Annotated in this window: 22 protein-coding genes and 1 riboswitch; of the genes, 17 read left to right on the top strand and 5 right to left on the bottom strand. The window is 47.4% G+C overall.

Going from position 1 to position 23,785, the window contains the following annotated elements:
• Nucleotides 1-124 precede the first annotated feature (124 nt).
• The 7 genes from Q5741_RS00645 (at nt 125) to Q5741_RS00615 (ending at nt 6,851) form a co-directional block, all read left to right on the top strand.
• On the top strand, nt 125-1,675 hold the full coding sequence (locus Q5741_RS00645) for an ABC-F family ATP-binding cassette domain-containing protein (RefSeq protein ID WP_305022113.1): 1,551 nt from the start codon (nt 125-127) through the stop codon (nt 1,673-1,675).
• A gap of 97 nt (nt 1,676-1,772) precedes the next feature.
• Nucleotides 1,773-1,881, top strand: a riboswitch (TPP riboswitch).
• Nucleotides 1,882-2,052: 171 nt separating this feature from the next.
• Nucleotides 2,053-2,739: a thiamine phosphate synthase gene (locus Q5741_RS00640; RefSeq protein ID WP_305022112.1), complete on the top strand. Its 687-nt coding sequence runs from the start codon at nt 2,053-2,055 to the stop codon at nt 2,737-2,739.
• Nucleotides 2,740-2,750: 11 nt separating this feature from the next.
• On the top strand, nt 2,751-3,926 hold the full coding sequence (gene thiO, locus Q5741_RS00635; RefSeq protein WP_305022111.1) for a glycine oxidase ThiO: 1,176 nt from the start codon (nt 2,751-2,753) through the stop codon (nt 3,924-3,926).
• Between the two features lie 18 nt (nt 3,927-3,944).
• Nucleotides 3,945-4,148 (top strand): sulfur carrier protein ThiS, encoded by a 204-nt coding sequence (gene thiS, locus Q5741_RS00630; RefSeq protein WP_305022110.1) that lies wholly within the window; start codon nt 3,945-3,947, stop codon nt 4,146-4,148.
• A gap of 2 nt (nt 4,149-4,150) precedes the next feature.
• Complete coding sequence (locus Q5741_RS00625) at nt 4,151-4,918, top strand: thiazole synthase (RefSeq protein WP_305022109.1); 768 nt, start codon at nt 4,151-4,153, stop codon at nt 4,916-4,918.
• On the top strand, nt 4,915-6,018 hold the full coding sequence (locus Q5741_RS00620; RefSeq protein ID WP_305022108.1) for a ThiF family adenylyltransferase: 1,104 nt from the start codon (nt 4,915-4,917) through the stop codon (nt 6,016-6,018). Before Q5741_RS00625 ends, Q5741_RS00620 begins: the two co-directional genes overlap by 4 nt.
• A gap of 158 nt (nt 6,019-6,176) precedes the next feature.
• Nucleotides 6,177-6,851, top strand: a complete 675-nt coding sequence (locus Q5741_RS00615; RefSeq protein WP_305022107.1) for a response regulator transcription factor — start codon at nt 6,177-6,179, stop codon at nt 6,849-6,851.
• A gap of 63 nt (nt 6,852-6,914) precedes the next feature.
• Here the strand turns inward: Q5741_RS00615 and Q5741_RS00610 are convergent, their stop codons facing one another.
• Together Q5741_RS00610 and Q5741_RS00605 are read right to left on the bottom strand one after the other, a co-directional pair.
• Nucleotides 6,915-7,421, bottom strand: a complete 507-nt coding sequence (locus Q5741_RS00610; protein ID WP_305022106.1) for a C40 family peptidase — start codon at nt 7,419-7,421, stop codon at nt 6,915-6,917.
• A 283-nt stretch (nt 7,422-7,704) separates the two neighbouring features.
• Nucleotides 7,705-8,346, bottom strand: a complete 642-nt coding sequence (locus tag Q5741_RS00605; RefSeq protein ID WP_305022105.1) for a thiamine diphosphokinase — start codon at nt 8,344-8,346, stop codon at nt 7,705-7,707.
• Between the two features lie 201 nt (nt 8,347-8,547).
• Here Q5741_RS00605 and Q5741_RS00600 point away from each other — a divergent pair, with 201 nt between their 5' ends.
• Together Q5741_RS00600 and Q5741_RS00595 are read left to right on the top strand one after the other, a co-directional pair.
• Nucleotides 8,548-9,210 (top strand): trimeric intracellular cation channel family protein, encoded by a 663-nt coding sequence (locus Q5741_RS00600; protein WP_305022698.1) that lies wholly within the window; start codon nt 8,548-8,550, stop codon nt 9,208-9,210.
• Nucleotides 9,207-9,671 (top strand): low molecular weight protein-tyrosine-phosphatase, encoded by a 465-nt coding sequence (locus Q5741_RS00595; protein WP_305022104.1) that lies wholly within the window; start codon nt 9,207-9,209, stop codon nt 9,669-9,671. Before Q5741_RS00600 ends, Q5741_RS00595 begins: the two co-directional genes overlap by 4 nt.
• Nucleotides 9,672-9,832: 161 nt before the next feature.
• Here Q5741_RS00595 and Q5741_RS00590 read toward each other — a convergent pair whose 3' ends face one another.
• On the bottom strand, nt 9,833-10,567 hold the full coding sequence (locus Q5741_RS00590; RefSeq protein WP_305022103.1) for an alpha/beta hydrolase: 735 nt from the start codon (nt 10,565-10,567) through the stop codon (nt 9,833-9,835).
• A 259-nt stretch (nt 10,568-10,826) separates the two neighbouring features.
• Between Q5741_RS00590 and pdhA the strand changes: the two genes are divergently transcribed.
• From pdhA to Q5741_RS00550, 8 genes are all read left to right on the top strand, one after another.
• Nucleotides 10,827-11,894 (top strand): pyruvate dehydrogenase (acetyl-transferring) E1 component subunit alpha, encoded by a 1,068-nt coding sequence (gene pdhA / locus Q5741_RS00585; RefSeq protein ID WP_305022102.1) that lies wholly within the window; start codon nt 10,827-10,829, stop codon nt 11,892-11,894.
• Nucleotides 11,895-11,987: 93 nt separating this feature from the next.
• On the top strand, nt 11,988-12,965 hold the full coding sequence (locus Q5741_RS00580; RefSeq protein WP_305022101.1) for an alpha-ketoacid dehydrogenase subunit beta: 978 nt from the start codon (nt 11,988-11,990) through the stop codon (nt 12,963-12,965).
• 32 nt (nt 12,966-12,997) lie between these two features.
• Nucleotides 12,998-14,653, top strand: coding sequence for a 2-oxo acid dehydrogenase subunit E2 (locus tag Q5741_RS00575; RefSeq protein ID WP_305022100.1), 1,656 nt, complete (start codon nt 12,998-13,000; stop codon nt 14,651-14,653).
• Between the two features lie 3 nt (nt 14,654-14,656).
• A complete protein-coding gene (lpdA, locus tag Q5741_RS00570; RefSeq protein WP_305022099.1) occupies nt 14,657-16,078 on the top strand; it encodes a dihydrolipoyl dehydrogenase in 1,422 nt (473 codons plus the stop codon).
• A 211-nt stretch (nt 16,079-16,289) separates the two neighbouring features.
• A complete protein-coding gene (gene thyA / locus Q5741_RS00565) occupies nt 16,290-17,084 on the top strand; it encodes a thymidylate synthase (RefSeq protein ID WP_305022098.1) in 795 nt (264 codons plus the stop codon).
• A 29-nt stretch (nt 17,085-17,113) separates the two neighbouring features.
• Nucleotides 17,114-17,599 (top strand): dihydrofolate reductase, encoded by a 486-nt coding sequence (locus Q5741_RS00560; RefSeq protein WP_305022097.1) that lies wholly within the window; start codon nt 17,114-17,116, stop codon nt 17,597-17,599.
• A gap of 253 nt (nt 17,600-17,852) precedes the next feature.
• Nucleotides 17,853-19,340, top strand: coding sequence for a glutamate synthase subunit beta (locus tag Q5741_RS00555; protein ID WP_305022096.1), 1,488 nt, complete (start codon nt 17,853-17,855; stop codon nt 19,338-19,340).
• Nucleotides 19,341-19,717: 377 nt separating this feature from the next.
• On the top strand, nt 19,718-21,997 hold the full coding sequence (locus Q5741_RS00550) for a type IA DNA topoisomerase (protein WP_305022095.1): 2,280 nt from the start codon (nt 19,718-19,720) through the stop codon (nt 21,995-21,997).
• A gap of 24 nt (nt 21,998-22,021) precedes the next feature.
• Here the strand turns inward: Q5741_RS00550 and Q5741_RS00545 are convergent, their stop codons facing one another.
• Both Q5741_RS00545 and Q5741_RS00540 read right to left on the bottom strand, forming a co-directional pair.
• Entirely contained in the window at nt 22,022-22,786 is a 765-nt protein-coding gene (locus Q5741_RS00545; RefSeq protein WP_305022094.1) for an HAD family hydrolase, read from the bottom strand.
• 57 nt (nt 22,787-22,843) lie between these two features.
• On the bottom strand, nt 22,844-23,764 hold the full coding sequence (locus Q5741_RS00540) for an ArsR family transcriptional regulator (protein ID WP_305022093.1): 921 nt from the start codon (nt 23,762-23,764) through the stop codon (nt 22,844-22,846).
• Nucleotides 23,765-23,785 lie beyond the last annotated feature (21 nt).

Below are 23,785 nucleotides of genomic sequence, written 5' to 3'. Positions count from 1 at the left end.
CCAGCAGAAGATTGGTGGTTTCAGTGCCGCTCCTGCTTATGCTACAATAGGGTTTTGAGAGGTAAATAGCCGACCATAGACCATATTGGCGCACAGCCATTAAGATAGGAGCCTGGATTTACGTATGAGCTTATTGACTGTAGAAAATTTATCCCATAATTTTGGTGATCGCACACTGTTCAAGGATGTTTCCTTTCGTCTGCTGGACGGAGAGCATGTTGGATTGGTTGGAGCCAATGGCGTGGGTAAATCCACATTAATGAATATTTTGACAGGGAAGCTGCTGAAAGATGAGGGTAAAGTGGAATGGACTCCCCGTGTCCGTTATGGTTATCTGGATCAGCACACCAAGCTGACACCTGGTAAAACGGTTCGTGATGTCCTGAAAGACGCCTTTCTTCCGCTGCTGGAACTGGAGAAGGAATTGATGGGAATTACTGATAAGATGGCCGATGCTACGCCTGAGGAGCTTGAAAAGCTTCTCGAAGAGATGGGTGAAATCCAAGAACAGCTAGAAATCGGTGATTTTTATCTGATTGATGTTAAGGTCGAGGAAATGGCGAATGGATTAGGTCTCTCTGCCATCGGTCTGGACCGGGATGTATCTGCTTTAAGCGGTGGTCAGCGGACTAAAGTTTTATTGGCCAAGCTGCTGCTTGAGAAACCGAATGTTCTGCTGATCGATGAGCCGACTAACTATCTGGATGTTGAGCATATCGAATGGCTGACCCGTTACCTTAAAGACTATCCATATGCTTTTATTCTCATCTCCCATGATACTGAGTTTATGAACCAAGTTGTCAATGTAATTTATCATTTGGAGTTTTCTAAGCTGACTCGGTATTCGGCCAACTATGAGAAGTTTCTAGAAATGGCGGAGATATCCAAAGGCCAGCATATTGACGCCTATGAGAAACAGAGAGAGTACATCAAGAAACAAGAAGACTTTATTCAGCGTAACAAAGCAAGAGCCTCCACTTCGGGCCGGGCGAAAAGCCGGGAGAAGCAGCTGGACCGGATTGACCGAATCGACAAGCCTGAAGAAGCAGCTAAGCCTGTGTTCCAGTTCAAAGAAGCAAGAGCCAGCGGTAAAACGGTATTTGAAGGTATCGATGTCGAGATTGGCTATACTCATCCGCTTCTGCCCAAGATGACCATGACCATTGAGCGCGGCGACAAAATTGCCATTGTAGGCTACAACGGTGTCGGTAAATCAACCCTGCTGAAGACCATTCTCGGTAAAATTCAGCCGATCAGCGGTAAAATTTATCGCGGTGATTACCTGTATCCGGCCTACTTTGAACAGGAGGTCCGTCCAGGTAATTTGACGCCAATTGATGATGTGTGGAATGAATTCCCCCATCTGAATCAGCATGAAGTACGTGCCCATCTAGCGCGCTGCGGACTTAAAAATGAGCATATTACACGCCAGTTGAGTGCATTGAGCGGTGGGGAACAAGCCAAAGTGCGTCTTTGCAAGCTTTTGCTGCGGGAGAGCAACTGGGTGCTGTTCGACGAACCAACCAACCACCTGGACGTCATCGCTAAAGAGGAACTGAAGCGTGCGCTGCGTGAATACAAGGGGACTGTACTGCTTGTATCCCACGAACCGGATTTCTATGAAGATTGGGTAACTAAGACTTGGAATGTAGAGGAATGGTCCTTAAAAGCCTAAGTACAGAGTTAAGCTATCAAGCTTAAAGTTGGCTTTATTTCTGAACACCAAGGGTTTCCATGAATGTTACGATATGATATGATGTTCACAACTTGATACGAATCACTAGGGGTGTCGCTATAAGCGGCTGAGACGGAAGTTAAACTTTCGGACCCTTTGGACCTGATCTGGATCATACCAGCGTAGGGAAGTGGATACCGTTGTACAACCGGCAGGAGGCCGATCACAGGCTTGATCCTTTTTGCCTTAGCTCTGGCAGCTGCATGTACAGAATTAACCAACCACTTCCATCAGGAAGTGGTTTTTTGTATGCGGTCATTAAAATAGGGTTTCGACCTGAAGACAAGATGAAGACATCCAGAAAGAGAGGTGTTTGGATGACGGAGCTTGCTGCCCGGGATATCAATGGCAATAAGCCTGAGCTGCATTGTATTACCTCCAGTTTGCGAAACCGTCATGAATCGGTAAGCCGGATCCAGCAGATTGAGCCTTACATTGACTGGATTCATCTGCGTGATAAGCAGCAGCCGACAATGGAACTGTGCGCATTGATTCAACAACTGCAGAACGAAGGAGTAAACCCGAGACGTCTGGTAATTAATGACCGCGTTGATGCTGCGCTAGTAAACCGGTTATCGGCGGTCCAGCTTCCTTCGCTTGGTTTGCCGGTGAAGGAAGTGAGGCAGTATGCACCGCATCTGAGAATTGGTGCCTCTGTCCATTCCCTGGATGAGGCTGCGGCCGCCTGTTCGGCTGGTGCTTCTTATGTGCTTTACGGTCATATTTTTGCTACCTTTTCTAAGGCGGGAGCGGAACCGCGGGGTTTGCAGGCTCTCGCGGATATTTGCTCATCCGTCTCCTTGCCCGTAATCGCTATAGGAGGCATTACACCTGAGCGAGTATTGGAAGTACTTCAAGCAGGCGCCACGGGAATTGCTGTATTGTCAGGCATTTGGGATGCGGCTGATCCTGGGGAAGCTGCTCGCAGATATCGTCAGAGTCTGGATGAGGCTTCTATATCGCTAAGCCGGACCTGCTTGACATCACAGTTACAAAGAAGATAAGGGGGATCATCGTGGAGATAAATTCTGGCCGAACCTATGAGTGTATTGTTATCGGTGCGGGTGTCATAGGATGTTCCGCGGCTTATCACCTTGCCAAATCAGGCCGTAAGGTCCTGCTTCTGGAGCAATCTACCACAGCAAGTGGGGCCTCGGGGGCAGCAGCAGGGATGCTAGCTCCAGATCATGAACACTTTGCTAATGAAACTTTGAAGCGATTGGCATTACGCAGCCGGGAGCTTTACCCTTCCTTAGTTCGTGAACTGGAAGAATTGACAGGTACGCCGATCGGATTGAACTGCAGCGGCTTTGTTACACCTGCTCTTAATGCAGAATCTGCCGACAAGCTGAGAGAGGAAGCAGGCCTTTTTTTGCCGGATAGTCTGCAAAATGGAACAGAATGGTGGGATTCAGTTCGTCTGCGGAAGGAGATTCCCTATTTCCGCAATGATATTTCCGGCGCTATTTACCGCCGCAATGAATTACAGCTGCTGCCCAGAGAACTGACCAGAGCTCTTTTGAAGGGAGCCATGCATTATGGTGCACGTATCCGTCAGGAGACAGTCATTAAGCCTGTCATTGTCAGCGGTAGACTGGTTGGCCTGGAAACAGACCAGGGCTTGCTCGCTTGTGAGCAGGCTGTGATTGCGAGTGGAATGCAGAGTGGTGAGCTGCTAAGAGCGGCCGGTATCGAGGCTAGTTTTGAACCCGTAAAAGGAGAAATTGTCGCAGTCCGAGCAGCGGGTATCGAATTGAGGCATACGGTTTATGCTCACGATCTGTACCTGGTTCCTAAGCCAAAACGGGAGTTATGGATCGGGGCCACCTCCCTCCCTGGAGAGAATGATACCCGTGTAAGCGTGGAAGGAGTACGCTCGCTGCTAAATCGGGCTGCCGCCTGGTTCCCTGGATTGGAGAAGGCTGAGCTTGTCTCGGCATGGGCCGGTGTCAGGCCAAAAACAGCAGACGGTCTGCCCTATATCGGCCCTCTTTCTCAAGTAGAAGGATTATTTGCTGCAGCTGGACATTATCGGAATGGAATACTGCTGGCAGCAGTAACCGGTGATATCGTCTCGCGCTGGATCACAGGTGCGCTGGAAGGGAAGCTTGCCTGTGATTTAGCTCCGTTTAGTCCGGACAGAGTACGGAATCCTTCTTTCGCAGAACAGGCCGGCCAATATTCAGTGTAAGCAGGAGAGGTGAAACGAATGAAGCTGCTTGTTAATGGTAAAGAAATCGAATTTGCATCACACATCAACAATGTCGAGAAACTCCTTCAGGAGCTTGGGCTTACAGTCAGGACCGTTGTCGTGGAACTGAACCGCTCCATACTGGTTCGTGACCAGCACGGGGAGGCACAGTTAAAAGACGGTGATGAGCTGGAAATTGTACATTTTGTGGGAGGCGGTTAAACATGTTTAGAATTGGTGAGCGGGAATTTCAGTCCAGATTGTTATTAGGTACAGGTAAATTTAAGGATTTGGATGTTCAGGGCGAGGCGGTACAGCTTTCAGAGGCTGAAATATTGACTTTTGCCGTGCGCAGATTAAATTTGGAACGGATCGGTGAGCCGAATTTTCTTGACAGGCTGGATCTGAAACGATACTCATTGCTGCCCAACACAGCCGGTGCATCCACTGCGGAAGAAGCGGTTCGCATCGCCAGATTGGCCAAAGCTTCAGGTTTATGTGATATGATCAAAGTTGAAGTGATCGGAGATGCTCAGACGCTGCTTCCAGATCCGCTGGAGACTTACAAGGCTTGTGAAACCTTGCTCAGTGAAGGGTTTGTTGTCCTGCCCTATATTTCAGACGATGTGATATTGGCCAAACGTCTGCAGCAGCTGGGTGTCCATGCCGTTATGCCTGGAGCTTCACCGATTGGTACAGGGCGAGGAATATTGAATTCCTTTAATCTGGAGCTTATTATTGAGCAGGCGGAGGTCCCTGTCATTGTTGATGCAGGCATCCGGTCGCCCAAAGATGCAGCTAATGCAATGGAGCTGGGGGCAGACGCGGTGCTCTTGAACACAGCGGTATCCGGCAGCAGCAATCCTGCTGCCATGGCACTGGCGATGAAATTGGCTGTACAGGCTGGAAGAATCGCTTATGAAGCTGGTATGATACCTGTTAAACGTTATGCATCTGCCAGCAGTCCGCAGGAGGGAATGGTTACAACATGAGTGAAGTGAATCGGGAGGCGAACTCGCTGACCGGATCTGAGCAAGACCGAAGGAAGCATTTGTCTACTAAACAATCAACTAATGATCGTTATTCGCGTCAGGAGCGTTTTGCACCTTTTGGGGTAGAGGGACAGCGATTGCTGGCTTCTGCCAAAGTGCTTATTGTCGGTGCAGGAGCACTTGGCACTGGGATTGCTGAAACGTTGGCCCGGGCAGGTGTAGGGCACCTTGTTATTGCAGACAGGGACTATGTGGAATGGAGCAATTTGCAGCGCCAGCAGCTTTTCAGCGAGCAGGAAGCCAGAGAGCGAGTGCCCAAGGCTGTAGCTGCCCGTAATCGGTTGGTCGAGATTAATTCTGATATTGTGATCGAGCATCATGTTATGGATGTGCGGATTGAGGAGCTGGAACAATTAGCAGCGGATGTGGATCTGATCATGGATGCCACAGACAATTTTGATACACGTCTGATCATCAATGATATGGCGCAAAAAATGCAGATTCCGTGGATCTACGGCGGTTGTGTCGGCAGCTACGGAATTACATACACCATCCTCCCTGGAGAAACCCCATGTCTGAACTGCCTGCTCGGAAGCGTTCCTCTGGGAGGTGACACCTGTGATACAGCAGGCATTCTCCCTCAGGCCGTTCAGATGGTAACTGCGAATCAGACAGCCGAAGCGATGAAGCTGCTCAGCGGCAACAAGGATACAATACGCCGTAAGCTGTTGTCATTTGACCTCTGGAGGAACGAGTATGTCAGCATAGGGGTCGATGCGGCACGTCAACCGGATTGTCCATCATGCGGAATAGATCGTACTTATCCCTATCTAAGCGCGGCCAATCTAGGTAAAACAGACGTGTTATGCGGCCGTGATACGGTACAAATACGGCCTGCACAGCGCGTGGAACTGAATCTGGAGGAAGTATACCGCAAGCTGAACGCTCTTCATGAGGGTGTGGTTGAGCGTAATCCATTCCTCATTTCTCTGACACTATCCAGCCACCGGATGGTCATCTTTCCGGATGGGCGTGCTTTGGTACATGGGACCAAGGATATTAGTGAAGCGAGAACGATCTATCATCGTTATTTCGTCTAGAATCTTCGAATCATGGGGAAGCTAACAATCCATTCTTTTTTATGAGTTGAGGGGAAACCATCATATTCATAAATTGGAATGGATTATTTCTTGTTTTAGCTAACTGTCAATGGTGTAATGAACGGAAAAGGCCTCATCACGTCATTGGGGGGATCGCCTTGAGTGAAACGATATTAGTTATAGATGATAGTTCTTCTGCAGCAGATGTAGCTTCTTATCTCAAAGACGCCGGTTATGAAGTCGAGTGGTTTAGTGAAGGGGAGCAGGGGTTGGATTTTATGCGTAATACGCATGTAGACATGCTTCTAAGCTATAAACGTAATCCGCTTCACCTACCGATGATTGAAGAAGCCAAAAGGGACGGCAGGCGGATCCCAGTTCTCATTCTGGCTGATCAGCAGGAACCGGAACAAATTGTGGATTGTTTCAGCCTGGGTGCTGACGATGTTGTTGCCAAACCTGTCAATATGAAGATACTGCTCGCTCGTGTCAATAATCTGCTTCGGCTTTTCGGTAAAATGAATGGGAACGGCCGGGTCATCAAACTGGGTAAACTGCAGATCGATCTTAAGTCCCATGAAGTGCGGGTTAATCATGAACGGGTTGAGCTAACGCCAAAGGAATATAATCTCCTGCTCTATCTGGCAAGGCATGTAGACCAGGTGTGCAGCAGAGAAGATATCCTCCACCATGTTTGGGGGTATGATTTTCAGATTGATACCAATGTGGTAGACGTCTATATCCGGCATCTCAGGCAGAAGCTGGAGCGGAATAGTAAACATAAATGGATTCAAACCATTCGTGGTGTTGGATACATGATTCGTAAGGGATAAAACGGGGTAAAGAAAAAGAGACCGGAATCTTGTTCCAGTCTCCCTGATAATGTCGAATTAAACTTAGAGTACACGACGTGCTTTCAGGTAAGTCTTTTTCCAGTTGCCAGAGTTCAAATTAGAGATTGTGACACCTGGTTTTCCGTAAGTGTGCAGGATTTTTCCGTTACCTGCGTAGACAGCGACGTGAGTGACATTTTTGCCGTTGGCTCTGCTGCCACTGGAGAAGAATACCAGATCGCCTGGCTTCAGGTTAGCTTTGCTAACTGCCTTGCCGACTTTTGACTGTGCTGCAGAAGTACGGGGCAGGCTAACGCCGTATTTCTTGAAAATGTACTTCATAAATGAAGAACAGTCAAAGTTTTTAGTGGTATTGGTCGAAGCACCGAATTTATATGGAGTTCCCATAAACTTCTTGCCATAATTGACGACATTCTGACCTTTTGTCGATGATACTGAAGCAGTCGCTGCCTGAGCAGCAGGGGCATTAATCATGCTTACGGCACCAAAGCCGATTGTAGCGCATAACCCTACAGTGACTACTTTTTGGATGAGAGTGTTAAATTTCATGTTATACCTCCAAAAATCGTTTGCTTTCAGGTTCGATTCGTAGTATAACAGGTTTGTAACTACCTAAATTATGGTTGGCATTTATTAAACCATTGCGGGACAAGGTTTTGTTGATGTTTATTAAAATATGATTAAAATTACAAACTTTTAAAAAATATGATCTGGAACGATATGTAAACCTAAGAAAAACCCTTGGCAGCCAAGGGTTTTTGTCATTTTAAGCAGCATTATATTGGATTACAAAAATGTAACTATCAACAAGGATAGACTTTAAACTTTACGTTCAGTCTTTGCTTTGAATAACGAGCAAAAGACCGCTTTGAATTGAGATGTTTCCCTCAAGTCCTGCCAGCCGATTGCTGACGCCAAGAGATTGTCCCATTTTGAGTGTGGCATTCTCGAGTGGATACATAAATCCTTCAAGGTTAATCCCGGTTACCTCTGCTGTCAGAGGAAGAAGAGAGACATACGTATAGCCCTGCTCATAGATGGTCAGGGTCGAAGCTGTCAGGGTGATCAGATTGTTAGGGTCCTTTAGTGTACATACAGAATGGTGCTGGACTGCCCGGATCAGCATTTGAATGTTGGCCAGCGTATGGTCCAGCCGTGTACCCGTTACACCGAGCATCAGGATTTCATTCGCGTGAGCCTCAAAAGCAAGTTCCAAGGCCAGCTCAGTATCTGTCAAATCTTTATGGATAGGGTCACAGGAAATCATACGTCCACACTTTTCTTCAATCTGTTGACGTTCTTCTTGGCTGACAGAGTCAAAATCACCAACTGCCAAATCAGGGCGTACTCCGTGGGAAACCAGAAAAAGCGCCCCTTTATCCGCGCCTATAACATAATCCGTTTCATGAATTTCCTGAAGAGATTCGGGGAACAGATTTCCTCCTGAAAAAATGACGGCTCTTGTAAAAGACATACTTAGCATCCTTCCTGCCGATGTGTGATCACAGTTATTTTCATATAAATATCACTTTTAGTATACAGGTTGAAATTAGCTTGCACAATTTTGACATCTTTCGTTACAATGAAACCAGTTATGAAACATTACAGGTCCAGTTAGCTTTGCAGCTGGCTGGGCTGCGACATCATGTAGGGAGAGGGACAAAAGAACGTGGATATGCATTTGTTTGAAGTGTTCAGCATTATTGGTACCATAGCGTTTGCATTATCTGGGGCCGTAGTTGCAATGGAAGAAGAGTATGATATTCTCGGTGTGCTTGTCCTTGGGCTGGTTACAGCTTTTGGCGGTGGGGTGATACGCAATGTGCTGATTGGAGTCCCGGTCACATCGTTATGGAGCCAGGGGAATCTCATTTTGCTGGCAATCGCTTCTGTAGCTGTTGCTTTTATGCTTCCTGCAGTCTGGATCGGACGCTGGAAGAAGACGGAGGCCTTGTTCGATGCAATCGGGCTGGCGGCTTTTGCTATTCAAGGGGCACTCTACGCAGTACAGATGCATCATCCCATTAGCGCAGTCATCGTAGCAGGTGTCATGACAGGAATTGGAGGCGGTATTATACGTGATCTGCTGGCAGGGCGTAAGCCGTTAGTCCTTCGCGATGAAATCTATGCAGTGTGGGCGATACTGGCCGGTCTTGCTGTGGGCTTAGGGATGAGACAGGGAACACTTGAGCTGCTGGTGCTGTTCGTCCTCGTTGTATTTTTCCGTATGCTGTCGGTTTATTACAAATGGAAGCTTCCCCGCCGGTCAATCGGCACTGTTCCAGTCAAGGAGCAGGGGACTTCCGGACAAGATCATTCTTACGGAGGTTCAATATGATATCTGTTTTGTTCGTTTGTCTAGGCAATATCTGCCGCTCACCGATGGCTGAAGCCGTACTCCGGCATCAGATCGAGGCTGAAGGGCTGAGTAACCAGATTCAAGTGGATTCGGCAGGCACAGGCGATTGGCATATAGGCAAAATTCCACATGAAGGAACCCGGCTGCTCCTGGACAGCTATGGGATCAGTTATTCAGGTATGACAGCCCGTCAGGTTTCTGCCTCTGATTTTGGCTCATTTGACTATCTAGTATGTATGGATGATTCGAATGAAAGGAATTTACGTGCGCTGCCAGGCGGAAGGGAAGCGAGTATCATCAAATTTATGGATCTTCTCCCTGAAGAGGAAACGAGAGAGGTGCCGGACCCATATTATACAGGGAATTTCGAAGAGGTCTATCGGTTGGTTAATCTGGGCTGTAGGAAGCTTCTGGACAAAATTCAGCAAGAAAAGCTATAATCGCTACAGGACTTAGTGTGAACATCAGCAAGAAGCACGAAAGACAGAACGGCAGAGATGCCGTTTATTTCTTAATTAGCTATGAAAGCGCAAACATTTTGTTCTTTTGTCAAAAAGAGACGACCTTTTAGTCATCTCTTTCCATTTGTCGGTTGTACAGCTTAAGATCGGTTTAAGAAGTAAGAGAGGGCGTCTGGAAGCTGATTTTGCCAAAATCCCCACAAATGCTGGCCTTCTTTCTCTTCATACGACACGCTGGCACCTCGGGCTTCCAGCAGGGCTTTGGTCTGTCTGTTCAATTCTACAAAATCATAAGTGCCGGTATCGCTGATGAACTGGGTCTCTTGCAGGCCTACGATCATCCATACGGACAACCAGGACAGATCGTGCTTCTCAGCGTAAATCTGCTGGCTGGCCTCATAGAAGGCACCGGACAGGCTGATGACCCGCCGGAACAGATGCGGATACATTAAAGCCAGATGGAGCGAAACGCTGCCGCCAAGGGAATCACCTGCGAGAATCCGCTCGCTGGCATCGCGTCTGATCGGATATTTGTCTTCAATATAGGGAATAATCTCCTCTGCAAAGCAGGCGGTGTAGGCTTTAAACATACTGCCGAATGGAGCATACTCCTGAGTGCGGATTGAGGTATCCACTTCCACTCCTACAATAATGAACGGCTCGATGCCTTCATCGAGTATCAGACGGTTAGCATGGGTTGCAATCCGGCCGAAATTGAAGAATTCCTCCCCGTCCTGACAATAAACGACGGGATAACTAAGGATTTCATTGTAGCCTGGCGGCAGATAGATACGCAGATTCCGTGTCCGGTTAAGGTAGGTACTGAAAATTTCGTCCTTGAGAATGGTTCGTTTCAAATAACGGGCATCCGTCATAAAGGAATCACCTTTCTTGGGTACAATTTTGCATTCAGGAACACAATAAGCTAAGATTAATCTGCATGTCCAAAAGTAGGGTTTGAATGCATCTTTAGCTATTCTGTTATACTATTATGACATCTCTGTTATATTACAAACGTGAAAGAAACATATAAAATATTGCTTAATTCTTTGACGCGGGCAATGAAACAGGTGTATAATAATTCTATAACAGCGGAACTTGATATTCAAATTTTTTGTTGAGGTGAATAATACAATGAGCAAGGTTCCTTATGAAGTTTACACGGAGGAAGTTGAAGCGCTGTCCGTGCTCTCCCCGGAAGGTGAGATCGTTAATAAAAGTCTGTTGCCTAAACTGACAGATGATCAATTGAAAGAAATTATGTACCGTATGGTATTTACCCGTACATGGGATGATCGCGCTGTAAACCTTGGACGCCAAGGACGCCTTGGCTTCTATGCACCGGTTTCTGGTCAGGAAGCGACTATGGTGGGGAGTGAATATGCTCTTCAGAAGGAAGACTTTGTTGCGCCGGGTTACCGTGATATTCCGCAGCTGGTATGGCATGGCCTTCCAATGTATCAGGGATTCTTGTGGTCCCGTGGACATCAGCATGGTGGTCAAATTCCAGAAGGTGTGAACGTTCTGATGCCGCAAATCATCATCGGTGCACAAATTCTGCATGCGATGGGTATTGCTATGGGCTTCAAGCTCAAGAAACAAAAACAAGTCGTCATTACATATACAGGTGACGGCGGTTCTTCCGAAGGTGACTTCTATGAAGGCCTGAACTATGCTGGCGTTTACAAATTGCCAGTCATTTTCTTTGTTCAGAACAACGGCTATGCCATTACGACTCCTTTCTCCAAGCAGACAGCTGCGCTGTCGATCGCTCACAAAGCGGTAGCTGCAGGAATCAAAGGCGTTAAAGTTGACGGTATGGACGTTCTGGCAGTTATCAAGGCTGTTCAGGATGCTGCTGAGCGCGGCCGCAACGGTGAAGGTGCTACTTTGATCGAAGCTGTAACTTACCGTTTCCGTCCACACTCCCTGTCTGACGATGCGACTAAATACCGCACCAAAGAAGAAGAGGGCGAATGGAGCGCTAAGGATCCGATTGCTCGTTTTGCGAAATATTTGGCGAAAAAAGGTCTCTGGACTGAAGAAGATACAGAGCGTGTGAAAGAAGAAGCCAAAGCTAAAGTCAATGAAGAAGTGAAGAAAGCCGAAAAAACAGAGAAAATGACTGTAGCCGGCCTGATTGACAGCATGTTCGAAACGACGCCTAAGCATCTGGAAGAGCAAAAGGCTGAGTTCAAGTAAGATTTGTCCTTGCATCAGGCGGTGGTGTAGGCCATCGCCCAACACATATAAAAGTAACGCGAACCGTGAATGTTTAAGGAGGAAATGAATCAAATGGCACAAATGAACATGAAAGAAGCGATTCGTGACGCGCTGCGCGTCGAACTGAAACGCGATCCGAACGTCCTGCTTTTCGGTGAAGACGTAGGTAATGTCGGCGGTGTATTCCGTGCAACCGAAGGTCTGCAAAAAGAATTTGGCGAAGAACGCGTATTTGATACTCCGCTTGCAGAGTCTGCAATCGGGGGTCTTGCTGTGGGTCTGAGCATCCAGGGTTTCCGTCCTGTAGCTGAGATTCAATTCGTTGGTTTTATCTTTGAGGCTTTGGACCAAATCGCGGTTCAGGCAGCTCGCTTGCGCTATCGTTCCGGCGGTGTCTATAACGCGCCAATCGTATTCCGTACGCCTTACGGTGGCGGCGTAAAAGCTGCTGAGCTTCATACGGATGCCCTGGAAGGTCTTTTGGCTCAAACTCCGGGTATCAAAGTGGTTATCCCTTCCAATCCTTATGATGCAAAAGGTCTGATGATCGCCTCGATCCGCGACAATGACCCTGTATTCTTCATGGAGCATTTGAATCTGTATCATGCGTTCCGCGCTGAAGTTCCGGAAGAAGATTATGTTGTTGAACTGGGCAAAGCAAATGTTGTGCGTGAAGGTTCTGATGTTACAATTATCGCTTACGGCATGATGGTTCACACTTCCGTCAAAGCTGCTGACGAACTCGAGAAGCAAGGTATCAAGGCCGAAGTGATTGATCTGCGTACTGTCAGCCCAATCGATATCGATACGATTGTAGCTTCGGTTAAGAAAACCAATCGTGCTATCGTGGTACAGGAAGCTCAAAAGAGCTCCGGCGTAGCTGCAGAAGTGATTGCTCAAATCAGCGAAAAAGCTATTTTGCACCTGGAAGCTCCGGTTCTGCGTGTAACTCCTCCAGATACCGTTTATCCTTTTGCTCTGATCGAGGACCAATGGCTGCCAACGCCTAACCGTGTCATCGATGCAGTGAACAAAGTCCTTAATTTCTAATTACAGCACAGCGAATAAGGAGGTACTTGAGCGTGGCAAAATTCGAATATAAATTCCCAGAATTGGGCGAAGGCCTGCATGAAGGCGAAATTATCAAAATGCACATCAAAGTCGGCGATAAAGTAACCGATGATGATATCATCATGGAAGTACAGAATGATAAGGCTGTTGTAGAAGTGCCTTGTCCGGTTAATGGTACGATAACAGAAGTTTTCGCCAAAGACGGTGACGTATTCAACGTAGGACAAGTCGTTGCAATCATCGACGCTGAAGGCGAACTGCCTGAGGGTGAAGACGTTCCTCAAGAAGAGCAGGTTGCCCAAGAGAAAGAAGCTGCACAAGGCGGTGCTGACACGACTTCTTCTCCTGCAACATCTGCTCCTGCTGCTTCTCAAGGCGGGGCTTCCCGTTTTGAATATAAATTCCCTGAGCTTGGTGAAGGTCTGCATGAAGGTGAAATCATCAAAATGCATATCAAAGCAGGCGATAAGGTAACTGATGACGATATCATCATGGAAGTACAGAACGACAAGGCTGTTGTAGAAGTACCTTGCCCGGTTAACGGCACGATCGTTGAAGTATTTGCGAAAGACGGCGACGTATTTAACGTTGGCCAGATCGTAGCTGTAATTAACGCTGAAGGCGAACTGCCTGAAGGTGCTGAACCAGCTGCGGAAGCAGTGGCCCCTCAAGCAGCTAATGAAGCTGATCTTGGTGTTAAACCTGCGACAGGCGCTTCTTCCAAAGAAGTTCTGGCTACCCCAAGCGTTCGTAAATATGCTCGTGAGCAAGGTGTAGATATCGCTCAGGTTAATGCGACTGGTAAGAACGGCCGCGTGACTAGAGAAGATATCGACGGATTCAAGAAAGGCGGCGCTGCTGCAGCACCAGCTGCGACAACGGCTCCTGCCGCTGAAACTGCAGCACCAAAAGCAAGCAAACCTGCAGCGGACAAAGCTCCTGCAGCAGCTGCTGCTGACCGTGCGGCTGATGAAGAGCGCGTACCATTCAAAGGCATTCGCAAAGCGATCTCTAATGCAATGGTTAAATCGGCTTACACTGCCCCACACGTTACGATCATGGACGAAGTGGACGTTACTGAACTGGTAGCATTCCGTACTCGCATGAAGCCAATCGCTGAGAAGAAGGGTGTTAAGGTTACTTACCTGCCATTCATCGTTAAGGCACTGGTTGCAGCTTCCCGTCAATTCCCTGCACTTAATGCATTCATTGACGAAGATGCGAATGAAATTGTATACAAAAAGTACTACAACATCGGTATTGCTACGGATACAGACAACGGCTTGATCGTCCCTGTTATCAAGGATGCAGATCGTAAGAGCATCTGGATGATTGCTGATTCCATTCGTGATTTGGCAGCACGCGGCCGTGACGGCAAGCTGAAGCCGGATGAAATGAGAGGCAGCACGATCTCCATTACAAATATCGGTTCTGCCGGCGGTATGTTCTTCACTCCGATCATCAACTTCCCTGAAGTTGCGATCTTGGGTACAGGCCGCATCAGTGAGAAGCCGGTTGTTAAGAATGGTGAAATTGTTGCAGCACCTGTGATGGCATTGTCCCTGAGCTTCGACCACCGTATTATCGACGGTGCAACAGCACAAAACTTCATGAACTATATCAAACAGCTGCTCGCTAACCCTGAGCTGCTCGTTATGGAGGTGTAATCAATGGTAGTAGGAGACGCTTCTCTCGATATTGATACATTAGTGATTGGTGCGGGTCCTGGCGGCTATGTAGCCGCCATCCGTGCCGCGCAGTTGGGCCAGAAAGTTCTGATTGTTGATAAATCTGAGCTCGGCGGCGTGTGTCTGAACCGTGGTTGTATTCCTTCCAAGGCTCTGATTTCTGCAGCTCATCAGTTTGAAGCTGCTAAGCATGGCGAAACATTTGGTGTTACGGCTGAGAACGTAAAAGTCGATTTTGCCAAAACCCAAGAATTCAAAAACGGTGTAGTTAAGAAAATGACTGGCGGCGTTAGCGGCCTGCTCAAAGGTAACAAAGTAGAAGTTTTCAATGGTGAGTGTATGTTCATCAGTGAAAACGAAGCTCGCTGCTTTAATGAGCACGAGTCTCCTCGTTACCGTTTCAAAAACTGCATCATCGCTACGGGTTCCCGTCCGATCGAACTGAAGCCTTTCCCATTCGGCGGCCGTATTCTGTCTTCGACAGAAGCTTTGAACCTGCCTGAAATTCCGAAAAGCATGATCGTCATCGGCGGCGGCTACATCGGTGCAGAGCTGGGTCAAATGTACTCCAAGTTTGGTACTCAAGTTACGATTATCGAAGGTATGGACACCGTGCTGCCAGGCTTTGATAAAGACATGACTTCGCTCGTTGCGAAAAGCATGAAGAAAACAGGAATTGAAATTTTTACAGGTGCTAAAGCTGAAAGTGCTGAGCAAACAGATAAAGATGTAACCGTGAAATTCTCTGTTAACGGTGAAGCCAAAGAAGTAACAGCAGAATACCTGCTCGTTACGGTTGGCCGTCGTCCGAATACAGACGGAGATCTCGGTCTTGACCTGATCAACATCGAAATGACAGACCGTGGTCTGATCAAAGTTGACAAACAAGGCCGTACCAACATTCCGCACATCTTTGCCATTGGCGATATCGTGCCTGGTCTTGCACTGGCTCATAAAGCTTCTTACGAAGGTAAGGTTGCTGCTGAAGCAATTGCAGGAATGCCTTCTGAAGTGGATTACAAATGTATTCCTGCCGTGGTATTCACAGATCCTGAATGCTCCAGCGTAGGTTATACTGAGAAAGAAGCGACTGAAAAAGGCTACAAAGTTAAAGTTGGCAAATTCTCCTACGGTGCTAACGGCCGTGCGGTATCTCTGAATGCTGCTGAAGGTTTCGTGAAAATCGTAGCTGAAGAGGGCACTGGCCTTGTTCTGGGAGCTCAAATTGTAGGTCTGGAAGCTTCCAACCTGATCGCTGAGCTGGGTCTCGCGATCGAGATGGGTACTACTTTGGAAGATATCTCCTTGACTATTCATGCTCATCCAACTTTGGGCGAGATCGTGATGGAAGCAGCTGAAGTCGTATTGGGCCATCCAATCCATGCTCTGGCACCGCGTCGCTAATACTTGAATAATATATTGTCTTCTATGACAGGTGCACTTTACGGTGTGCCTGTCTTTTTTATGAACAGGGCAGGAGAGACGGTCATCATTTCCTTAGCTTTCTCTCTTCCGTGGTCTATACAGATCGTGATAAACTTAAAGCTAGGTGGTTAATCAGAATTTTCACAAATTGCTGGTAATATAAACATACATCAGGAAAGGAGCGAATCCATTGCGTAATTATTTGGACTTGCTGCAAGATATATTAGACCATGGAGTCACAAAAGGAGACCGTACAGGTACCGGGACGACATCTGTTTTCGGACGTCAGCTTCGCTTTGATCTGGCGGAAGGTTTCCCGCTTGTAACGACGAAACGTATCCATCTGCGTTCAGTTATTCATGAGCTCCTGTGGTTTTTGAAAGGGGATACCAATATTGGTTATCTCAAAGAGAATAAAGTAACCATATGGGACGAATGGGCAGATGAGAATGGGGATCTGGGCCCTGTATACGGTTCTCAGTGGAGAGCGTGGGAAACACCTGAGGGAGAGCGTATCGATCAGATTGCGAATGTCATCGAATCCATTAAGAATAACCCGGATTCCCGGCGTCATATTGTCAGTGCATGGAACGTAGCTGTCATTGACCAAATGAAGCTGCCGCCCTGCCATTTCGTATTTCAGTTCTATGTAGCTGATGGCAAGCTGTCCTGCATGCTGACGATGCGCTCGGTGGATACGTTTCTGGGACTGCCATTTAACATTGCTAGCTATGCGCTGCTTACTCATATGGTTGCTCAGCAGTGTGATCTTGAAGTTGGTGAATTTATCTGGTCCGGCGGTGATGTCCACATCTATTCCAATCACATGGAGCAGGTTAAAACCCAGTTGGAACGAGAACCGCTGCCGCTGCCGAAGCTGATCATTAAGCGTAAACCGGAAACTATCTTCGATTACGTTTATGAGGATTTCGAATTCGAGAATTACGAGTATCATCCAGCCATTAAAGCTCCAGTAGCGATTTAACAGAAGTCTTTTATTATGAGGAGGGGCATATGACCATTTCAATGATATGGGCAATGAGCAGGGATGGACTGATTGGCAAAAATAACGGACTGCCTTGGCGCTTGCCTCGGGACATGGCTTTCTTCAAGGAGCAAACCCTGCAGAAAACGATAGTAATGGGCCGTAAAACGTGGGAGTCTTTTGGCAGCAACCCCCTTCCGAATCGGAAGAACATCGTTCTGACGAGAGACAGCGAATACCGGGCTGATGGAGCTGATGTCGCTCATACCGTTGCCGAGATTCAGCAGCTGGATCATAACGAGGAAATCATGATCATTGGCGGAGCTGAGATTTACAAGTTATTCTGGCCGCTTGCAGATCGTCTAATGGTAACCGAGATCGACGCTGCTTTTGCAGGGGATACTTATTTTCCCAAACTGGATTGGAGTCCATGGAGAATCGTTGAGGAGTTTCAGGGGATTAAGGATGACAAGAACCCGTATGACTATCGTTTTCTTACGTATGAACGGCGATAGAGTCGTCTTTAAATACAAATATATATGCAGTTTATCCATTTAATATACAAAGTGGGACGTGTTACGATAACTGAAATTTGTTAGCCATGCCCTGTAAAGCCTGCTATCACAGTCTTTGATTAAGGTTATAAAGTTTTTTTCCACCACATGTCGATGGTTTATGATACAATATACAAAAACTCAACAAGATAGCAGTTTCATGGGGGTTTAGGCATGGAATTGATGAGAAGAGAACGGATGGGGGAAACGTAAGATGTCTACACCTACAGGATTTATGGAGTACAAACGCCAGCTTCCCGCTGACCGCACACCGGAAGAGCGGATTCAGGATTGGGAAGAGTTCCATAAGCATTTATCTGAAGACGAACTTCGTACGCAGGGCGCACGTTGTATGGATTGCGGTACACCTTACTGTCACACAGGTATGGATATGGAAGGTGGCACTTTTGGCTGTCCTGTTCACAATCTCATTCCGGAATGGAACAATCTTGTTTACCGGAGCCAATGGCGTGAGGCGTTGGATCGTCTTCACAAAACGAATAACTTTCCTGAATTTACAGGGCGTGTCTGTCCTGCGCCGTGTGAAGGTTCCTGTACCGTAGGTTTAATCGGACAGCCTGTAACCATTAAGACCATTGAGCAGGCGATTATCGACAAAGGCTTCGAAGAAGGCTGGGTCGTTCCTACCCCTCCTGAGAAACGTACAGGCAAGAAAGTTGCCGTTGTAGGCTCTGGCCCTGCCGGCTTGGCTGCTGCAGCTCAATTAAACAAAGCGGGACACAGTGTGGTAGTATATGAACGTGCAGATCGTGTTGGCGGCTTGCTGGTGTATGGCATTCCTACCATGAAACTGGATAAGAATGTGGTACAACGTCGTGTGGACTTGCTGGAGGCGGAAGGCATTCAGTTTGTGACGAATACAGAGATCGGCAAGGACATTCCTGCTCAGCAGTTGGTGGATGAATATGACGCTGTTGTACTTTGCGGCGGTGCAACGAAGCCGCGGGAATTCAACATTGAAGGCAGTGAGCTGAAAGGCGTACATTACGCGATGGACTTCCTGAACGGAACCATTAAGAGCTACCTGGATAACGGTCTTGAAGATGGCGAGTATTTGTCTGCAAAAGGTAAAGACGTTATTGTCATTGGCGGCGGCGATACTGGCTCCGACTGTGTAGCAACTTCCTTGCGTCATGGCTGCTCCAGTGTGACCCAATTTGGTACCCATGCCAAAGCTCCTTTGGAGCGGGATCCAATTGCCAATCCATGGCCTCAGTTCCCGAACGTATATACATTGGATTATGCGCAGGAGGAAGCCAAAGCTATTTTTGGTGAAGATCCCCGTGAATTCTCTATCATGACGACCAAATTTGTAGGTGATGAAGAAGGGAACCTCAAAGAGCTTCACACGATTCAGATCGAGCGTATCGTTGATGAGACAGGTCGCAAGATCTATCAGCCGGTTCCTGGAACAGAGCGTGTATTCCCGGCTCAGATGGCGTTGATTGCAATCGGTTTTGACGGCCCTGAGCAGGAAATTGCACAGCAGCTCAGCCTGGAGACAGACCGCCGTTCCAACATCAAAGCCCGTTACGGCAAATATGTTACGAATACAGATAAAGTATTTGCGGCCGGTGATATGCGCCGTGGCCAGAGTCTTGTGGTATGGGCTATTCATGAGGGCCGTGAAGCAGCTCGTGAAGTTGATAAGTATCTCATGGGTTCCACCGTCCTGGCATAATTTAGTGTTATCCAAGCAGGCTGTGTAAGCAGCTTGCTTTTTTGTTTGTGCATTTCAATATATGTTAAATTATTTAACATATAAAAGTGAATTAATGAAGAACGGACTTTAATTTTGACTCAATTATACTCCCTGAAGCGACAGGTTTAAAGAGTTTTTTTCGATTTTCTATGTTTGAATAGAATAATTCGACTAATAAGTCAACTAATATTACATATACATGACAATAACGAGGATGAGTTCTCATCATTTATAACAGACAACGGGTATGGTATAATTGTATTAGTATTATAGAAATGACTTATGAAGCAGGGGCTTCCGCCGCATGGAAGCTCCTTTTTTGATGGCTCATTGTATGACAAGGGAGAGAGATTGTGATGAAGACACTGATTATCGCCGAGAAACCGGACATGGGCCGGACTATCGCGGCAGTGGTGGAGCCCCGGGCGCAGAACAAACGCAGTTATCTTGAGGGTGAACACTATATTATCACCTGGGCGATTGGTCACCTCCTGGGGCTTGCCGAGCCTGATGCCTATGATCCCAAGTATAAAAAGTGGAACATTCAGGATCTGCCCATCATCCCCTCCTCATTTAAAATCATTCCTAACCCGCGTACCAAGGATCAGCTCAAGATTATCGGTGAACTGGCAAAGCGCTGCAACGCGATCGTTAATGCTTGTGACGCTGGGCGGGAGGGGCAGTACATCTTTGCCTTGATACAACAGCAGCTTAAGCTGAAGCAGCCGGTTAAGCGGCTGTGGATATCTGATCTGACAGCAGAAAGTATTTCCAGAGGCTTTAGTCAGCTGCATGAGGCGGCAGAGTTTGAGCATTTGACCCAGGCTGCCAGAGCACGAAGTGAAGCTGATTGGCTGATTGGAATGAATGCTTCACGGGCCTTTACTACACGCCATAATGCGCTGCTGTCAGTCGGTAGGGTACAGACACCTGTACTGGCACTGATCTATGATCGTGAAAAAGAAATTCAGGCGTTCGAATCTCAAACCTTTTACGATGTCATTGCCCATTTCAAGCAGGAACAGACGGAGTATAAAGGGATTCGTCAAGGTGATAAGCTGACTGCTCAGGAGGATGCAGAGAAAATTGCAGATGCAGTCCGTGGAAAAGAGGGAAGGATCAGCAAGTACGAGTTAAAGAATACCAAAGAGTATCCTTTCAAATTATATGATCTCACGCTTCTCCAGAGGGAAGCGAATGCCAAGTTTGGTTATTCGGCGAAGAAGACGCTGGACCTCGCTCAGGCACTATACGAAAGACATAAGGTGATTTCTTACCCGCGGACCAATTCCAATTACGTGACAGAACAGAATCTGGAAGGAATGCACAAGACGCTGCAGCTGCTTAAGCACGGGCCCTACCGTGAGCTTGCCGAAGGGGCACAGCCAGCGTTAGTTCACAAAGGGAACAAATCCGTGTGCAATCCTTCACGCGTTGAGGATCACCATGCAATTTTACCAACGCTGAAGAAACCAGGTACTTTAAGCAAAGAGGAATCCAATATTTATGATTTGGTCATCCGGCGTTTTTTGTCTCATTTTTATCCGCCAGCGGAGTACAAGCAGCATACCGTATTCACAGAAGTGGAAGGACACCTCTTCAAGACAGGAATCAAAGAACTGCTTCATCTTGGCTGGAAAGTAGTTATCGACGATCAGAACACGAAGAAGAACAGCCGCAAAAAGAAAGATGAGGAGCAGGAAGCTGAAGAATGGACGGATCGCAGTTTTGAGATTCACGAAGCAAATCCCGTGCACTGCTTAAAGGCAGAAGCCAAAGAGAAGGCCACACAGCCTCCTAAAAGCTATACTGAAGGAACGCTGCTAAAAGCCATGGAAAGCGCCGGCAAACAGATAGAGAATGAGGAACTTCGTGACGCGATGAAAGAGAGTGGGCTGGGAACACCAGCGACCCGTGCGGCTACCATTGAACGCCTTAAAAATGTCGGCTATATCGAAATGCAGGGAAAGAAGATCGTCATGACTCCAAAAGGAAATATGGCGATTGAGTTGATCCGCAGAGCGGGAGTAGAGCTGCTGGCATCTCCTGAAATGACAGGACAGTGGGAACGGAGGCTGCATCAAATCTCCAAGGGTGAAGCTGAGCGGGACAAGTTCATGGATAATGTGAAGAAGTTTACACTATCCGTCATTGAAAAGGTGAAGCAGCAAGCACCCGCTCCGGCATCGGCATTTGGAGTAGAGAGCGGAAGAGGGAGTAAAGGTCGCAAAGGGGCTTCACCTCGTAGCAAAACATCATCAAGTGGAACTGCTACAGCGGTTAAGGCAGCGCGAACTTCTGTCTCCAAAAATACTGCTGCAACGAAATCCGCAGCCAAGCCGCGGTCTTCCGCTGAACGGGTATCACTGGGCAGCTGCCCTTGTTCAAATTGTAACGGTACAATTATTGAAGGACGAAAAGGATTCGGATGTGACCATTTCCGTGAAGGGTGTAAGTTTGTGATCTGGAAGGAATTCAGCGGCAAGCAGGTATCACCGGCTATGCTGCGATCTTTGCTCGATAAGGGACAGACACAGCTGCTTTCTTTTAAAACAGCGAACGGAGCTGCGTACAAGGCAAGAATTGTACTTGCTGACCGAACGAGCGGCAAGCTTACGCTGCAGCGAGAAGAATAGTGCTTTCTAACAGCAAAAGACCCTTCAGCCAAGGGTCTTTTGCTGTTGATGCATATGGATACTTTCGTGTATAACTCTTGGGACATCCGTCAAGCTGTGAATGGTGTACATAACCGAAGTGGGCTCCTGTTTAAGCTCAATGATATTGTAACTCCATTCATTTTTTTGTTTAAGATATATGCAGTTGATGCCTGCTGTAATAGCCGGCTCAATATCTGTACGCAGCGAGTTGCCGATCATCCAGGTTTTCTTACGATCAAAGCTGCCGCTCTGCAGAATCTGTTCAAGGGCTTCGATATTTTTGTGCTGTCGGATAAAAATGCGTTCATCAAAGTATGTGCTTAGCTTCATTTGGTCGATTTTGCGCTGCTGAATAGCCTTTTCACCACCGGTATAGAGGTAAAGATGATGTCCAGCCTTGGTCAGCGATTCGAGTGTTTCAACCATCCCGGGATAAGCTTCAATCTCCTGTTCGTAAACGCTCCGTCCGAGAAGACGAAGCTCGTGCTCCTCATCCTCGGCAGCTTTATGGCCATACTTCTCGCACAAAAAATGATAGGTGTCGATTAGCGATTGAGGAAAATGTTCGCTGGCAAAGCCGACTTTGGTTACGCCGGCGACATCAATTTCAATTTGTTTCTGACGGATTTCTTCAACGGTCAGCTGGTCGTTCTGGAACCAGTCCATCATCAGCTCGAAGTATTGTCCCAAAATCAGATCAAAATATTTGTTGCAGTGGATCAATGTATCATCCAGATCAAAAATGATTTGTTGTTTCTCATAACTCATCAGGCAGCACTCCTTCATTAACTGGCCGATCACCCACCGGCAGGGCAGTACGTTAAACTATAAACCGATATACGATTCAAGAAACATCTGGAGATCACCCAATCCTTCCGGGCGAATGTTGTATTTATCATGGCTCTCCAGGTCCAGATGTATCCGCAGCATACCGGCTGTACGCAGAACCATCAGATGCGAGGTTAAAACATCTTCGGTCAGGTTCATGTGCTCGATCATCTGATCCAGAGACTTGGGTTCCTTCCCAAGAAAACGAAGTAGACGCAGCCGATCCAGGTCATTAACAGCAAATGTAAGACGGGAGAGGATGACCGGCGGCTGCTCGGCATCTTCTTCAGAAAGCTCCACAGGGTACTGAATGAACAGAACTCCTTTATAGAAGCAATATGTATTAATGGGACGGTTGTGGACGGTTGGAAACAGGACAACGGAAGAAATACCTTCAAGATCACGTACAACCAGCCCGGAAGTTGCATATTCAACAAGATCCTCAGGTGCCATTTTGGTCAGCAGCAGCTGCTTCTCGGCTGCATCCTCTTCTGAGAGATGGCGCATACTCTGCTCGATATTGGCAAAATAACGGATATACCAATGCTTCAGCAGAGGCAGGTACGCACGCCGGATCCGCATCACATCTTCCAGCTGCAGATTCGGGAGGAGCGGGGAGGCAGCGGCCAGCAGTTCAGCTTCCGGTGCAGAAGCTGCATAATCGATGTATTGCTCTGCTTCCATTATATGTGCCGGACGGTTGATGGCCCAGGCGTACAGCGTATCGTAGTCAGCGAACGGCCAGAATGCAGACTGGCTAATTTCGCTCTTCATAGATGAATCCAGCAATTGGTCAGCGGTCTCGATAAACTCAAAGCCGAGGTCCAGATTGCGTACCCATTTCTTCGTGGCATAGACGAGAAAACTGCCCAGCAGCTCATAAATCGGTGTTGAATCTACACGTACTTCATAACCCATACGAAGGGCCTCCTATTCTAA

Origin of the sequence: Paenibacillus lacisoli (genome assembly GCF_030580655.1) — a bacterium.
GTDB classification, from domain to species: domain Bacteria; phylum Bacillota; class Bacilli; order Paenibacillales; family Paenibacillaceae; genus Paenibacillus; species Paenibacillus lacisoli.
Note: the sequence above shows the minus strand (reverse complement) of the source record. Positions and strands in the feature narration are given on the sequence as shown.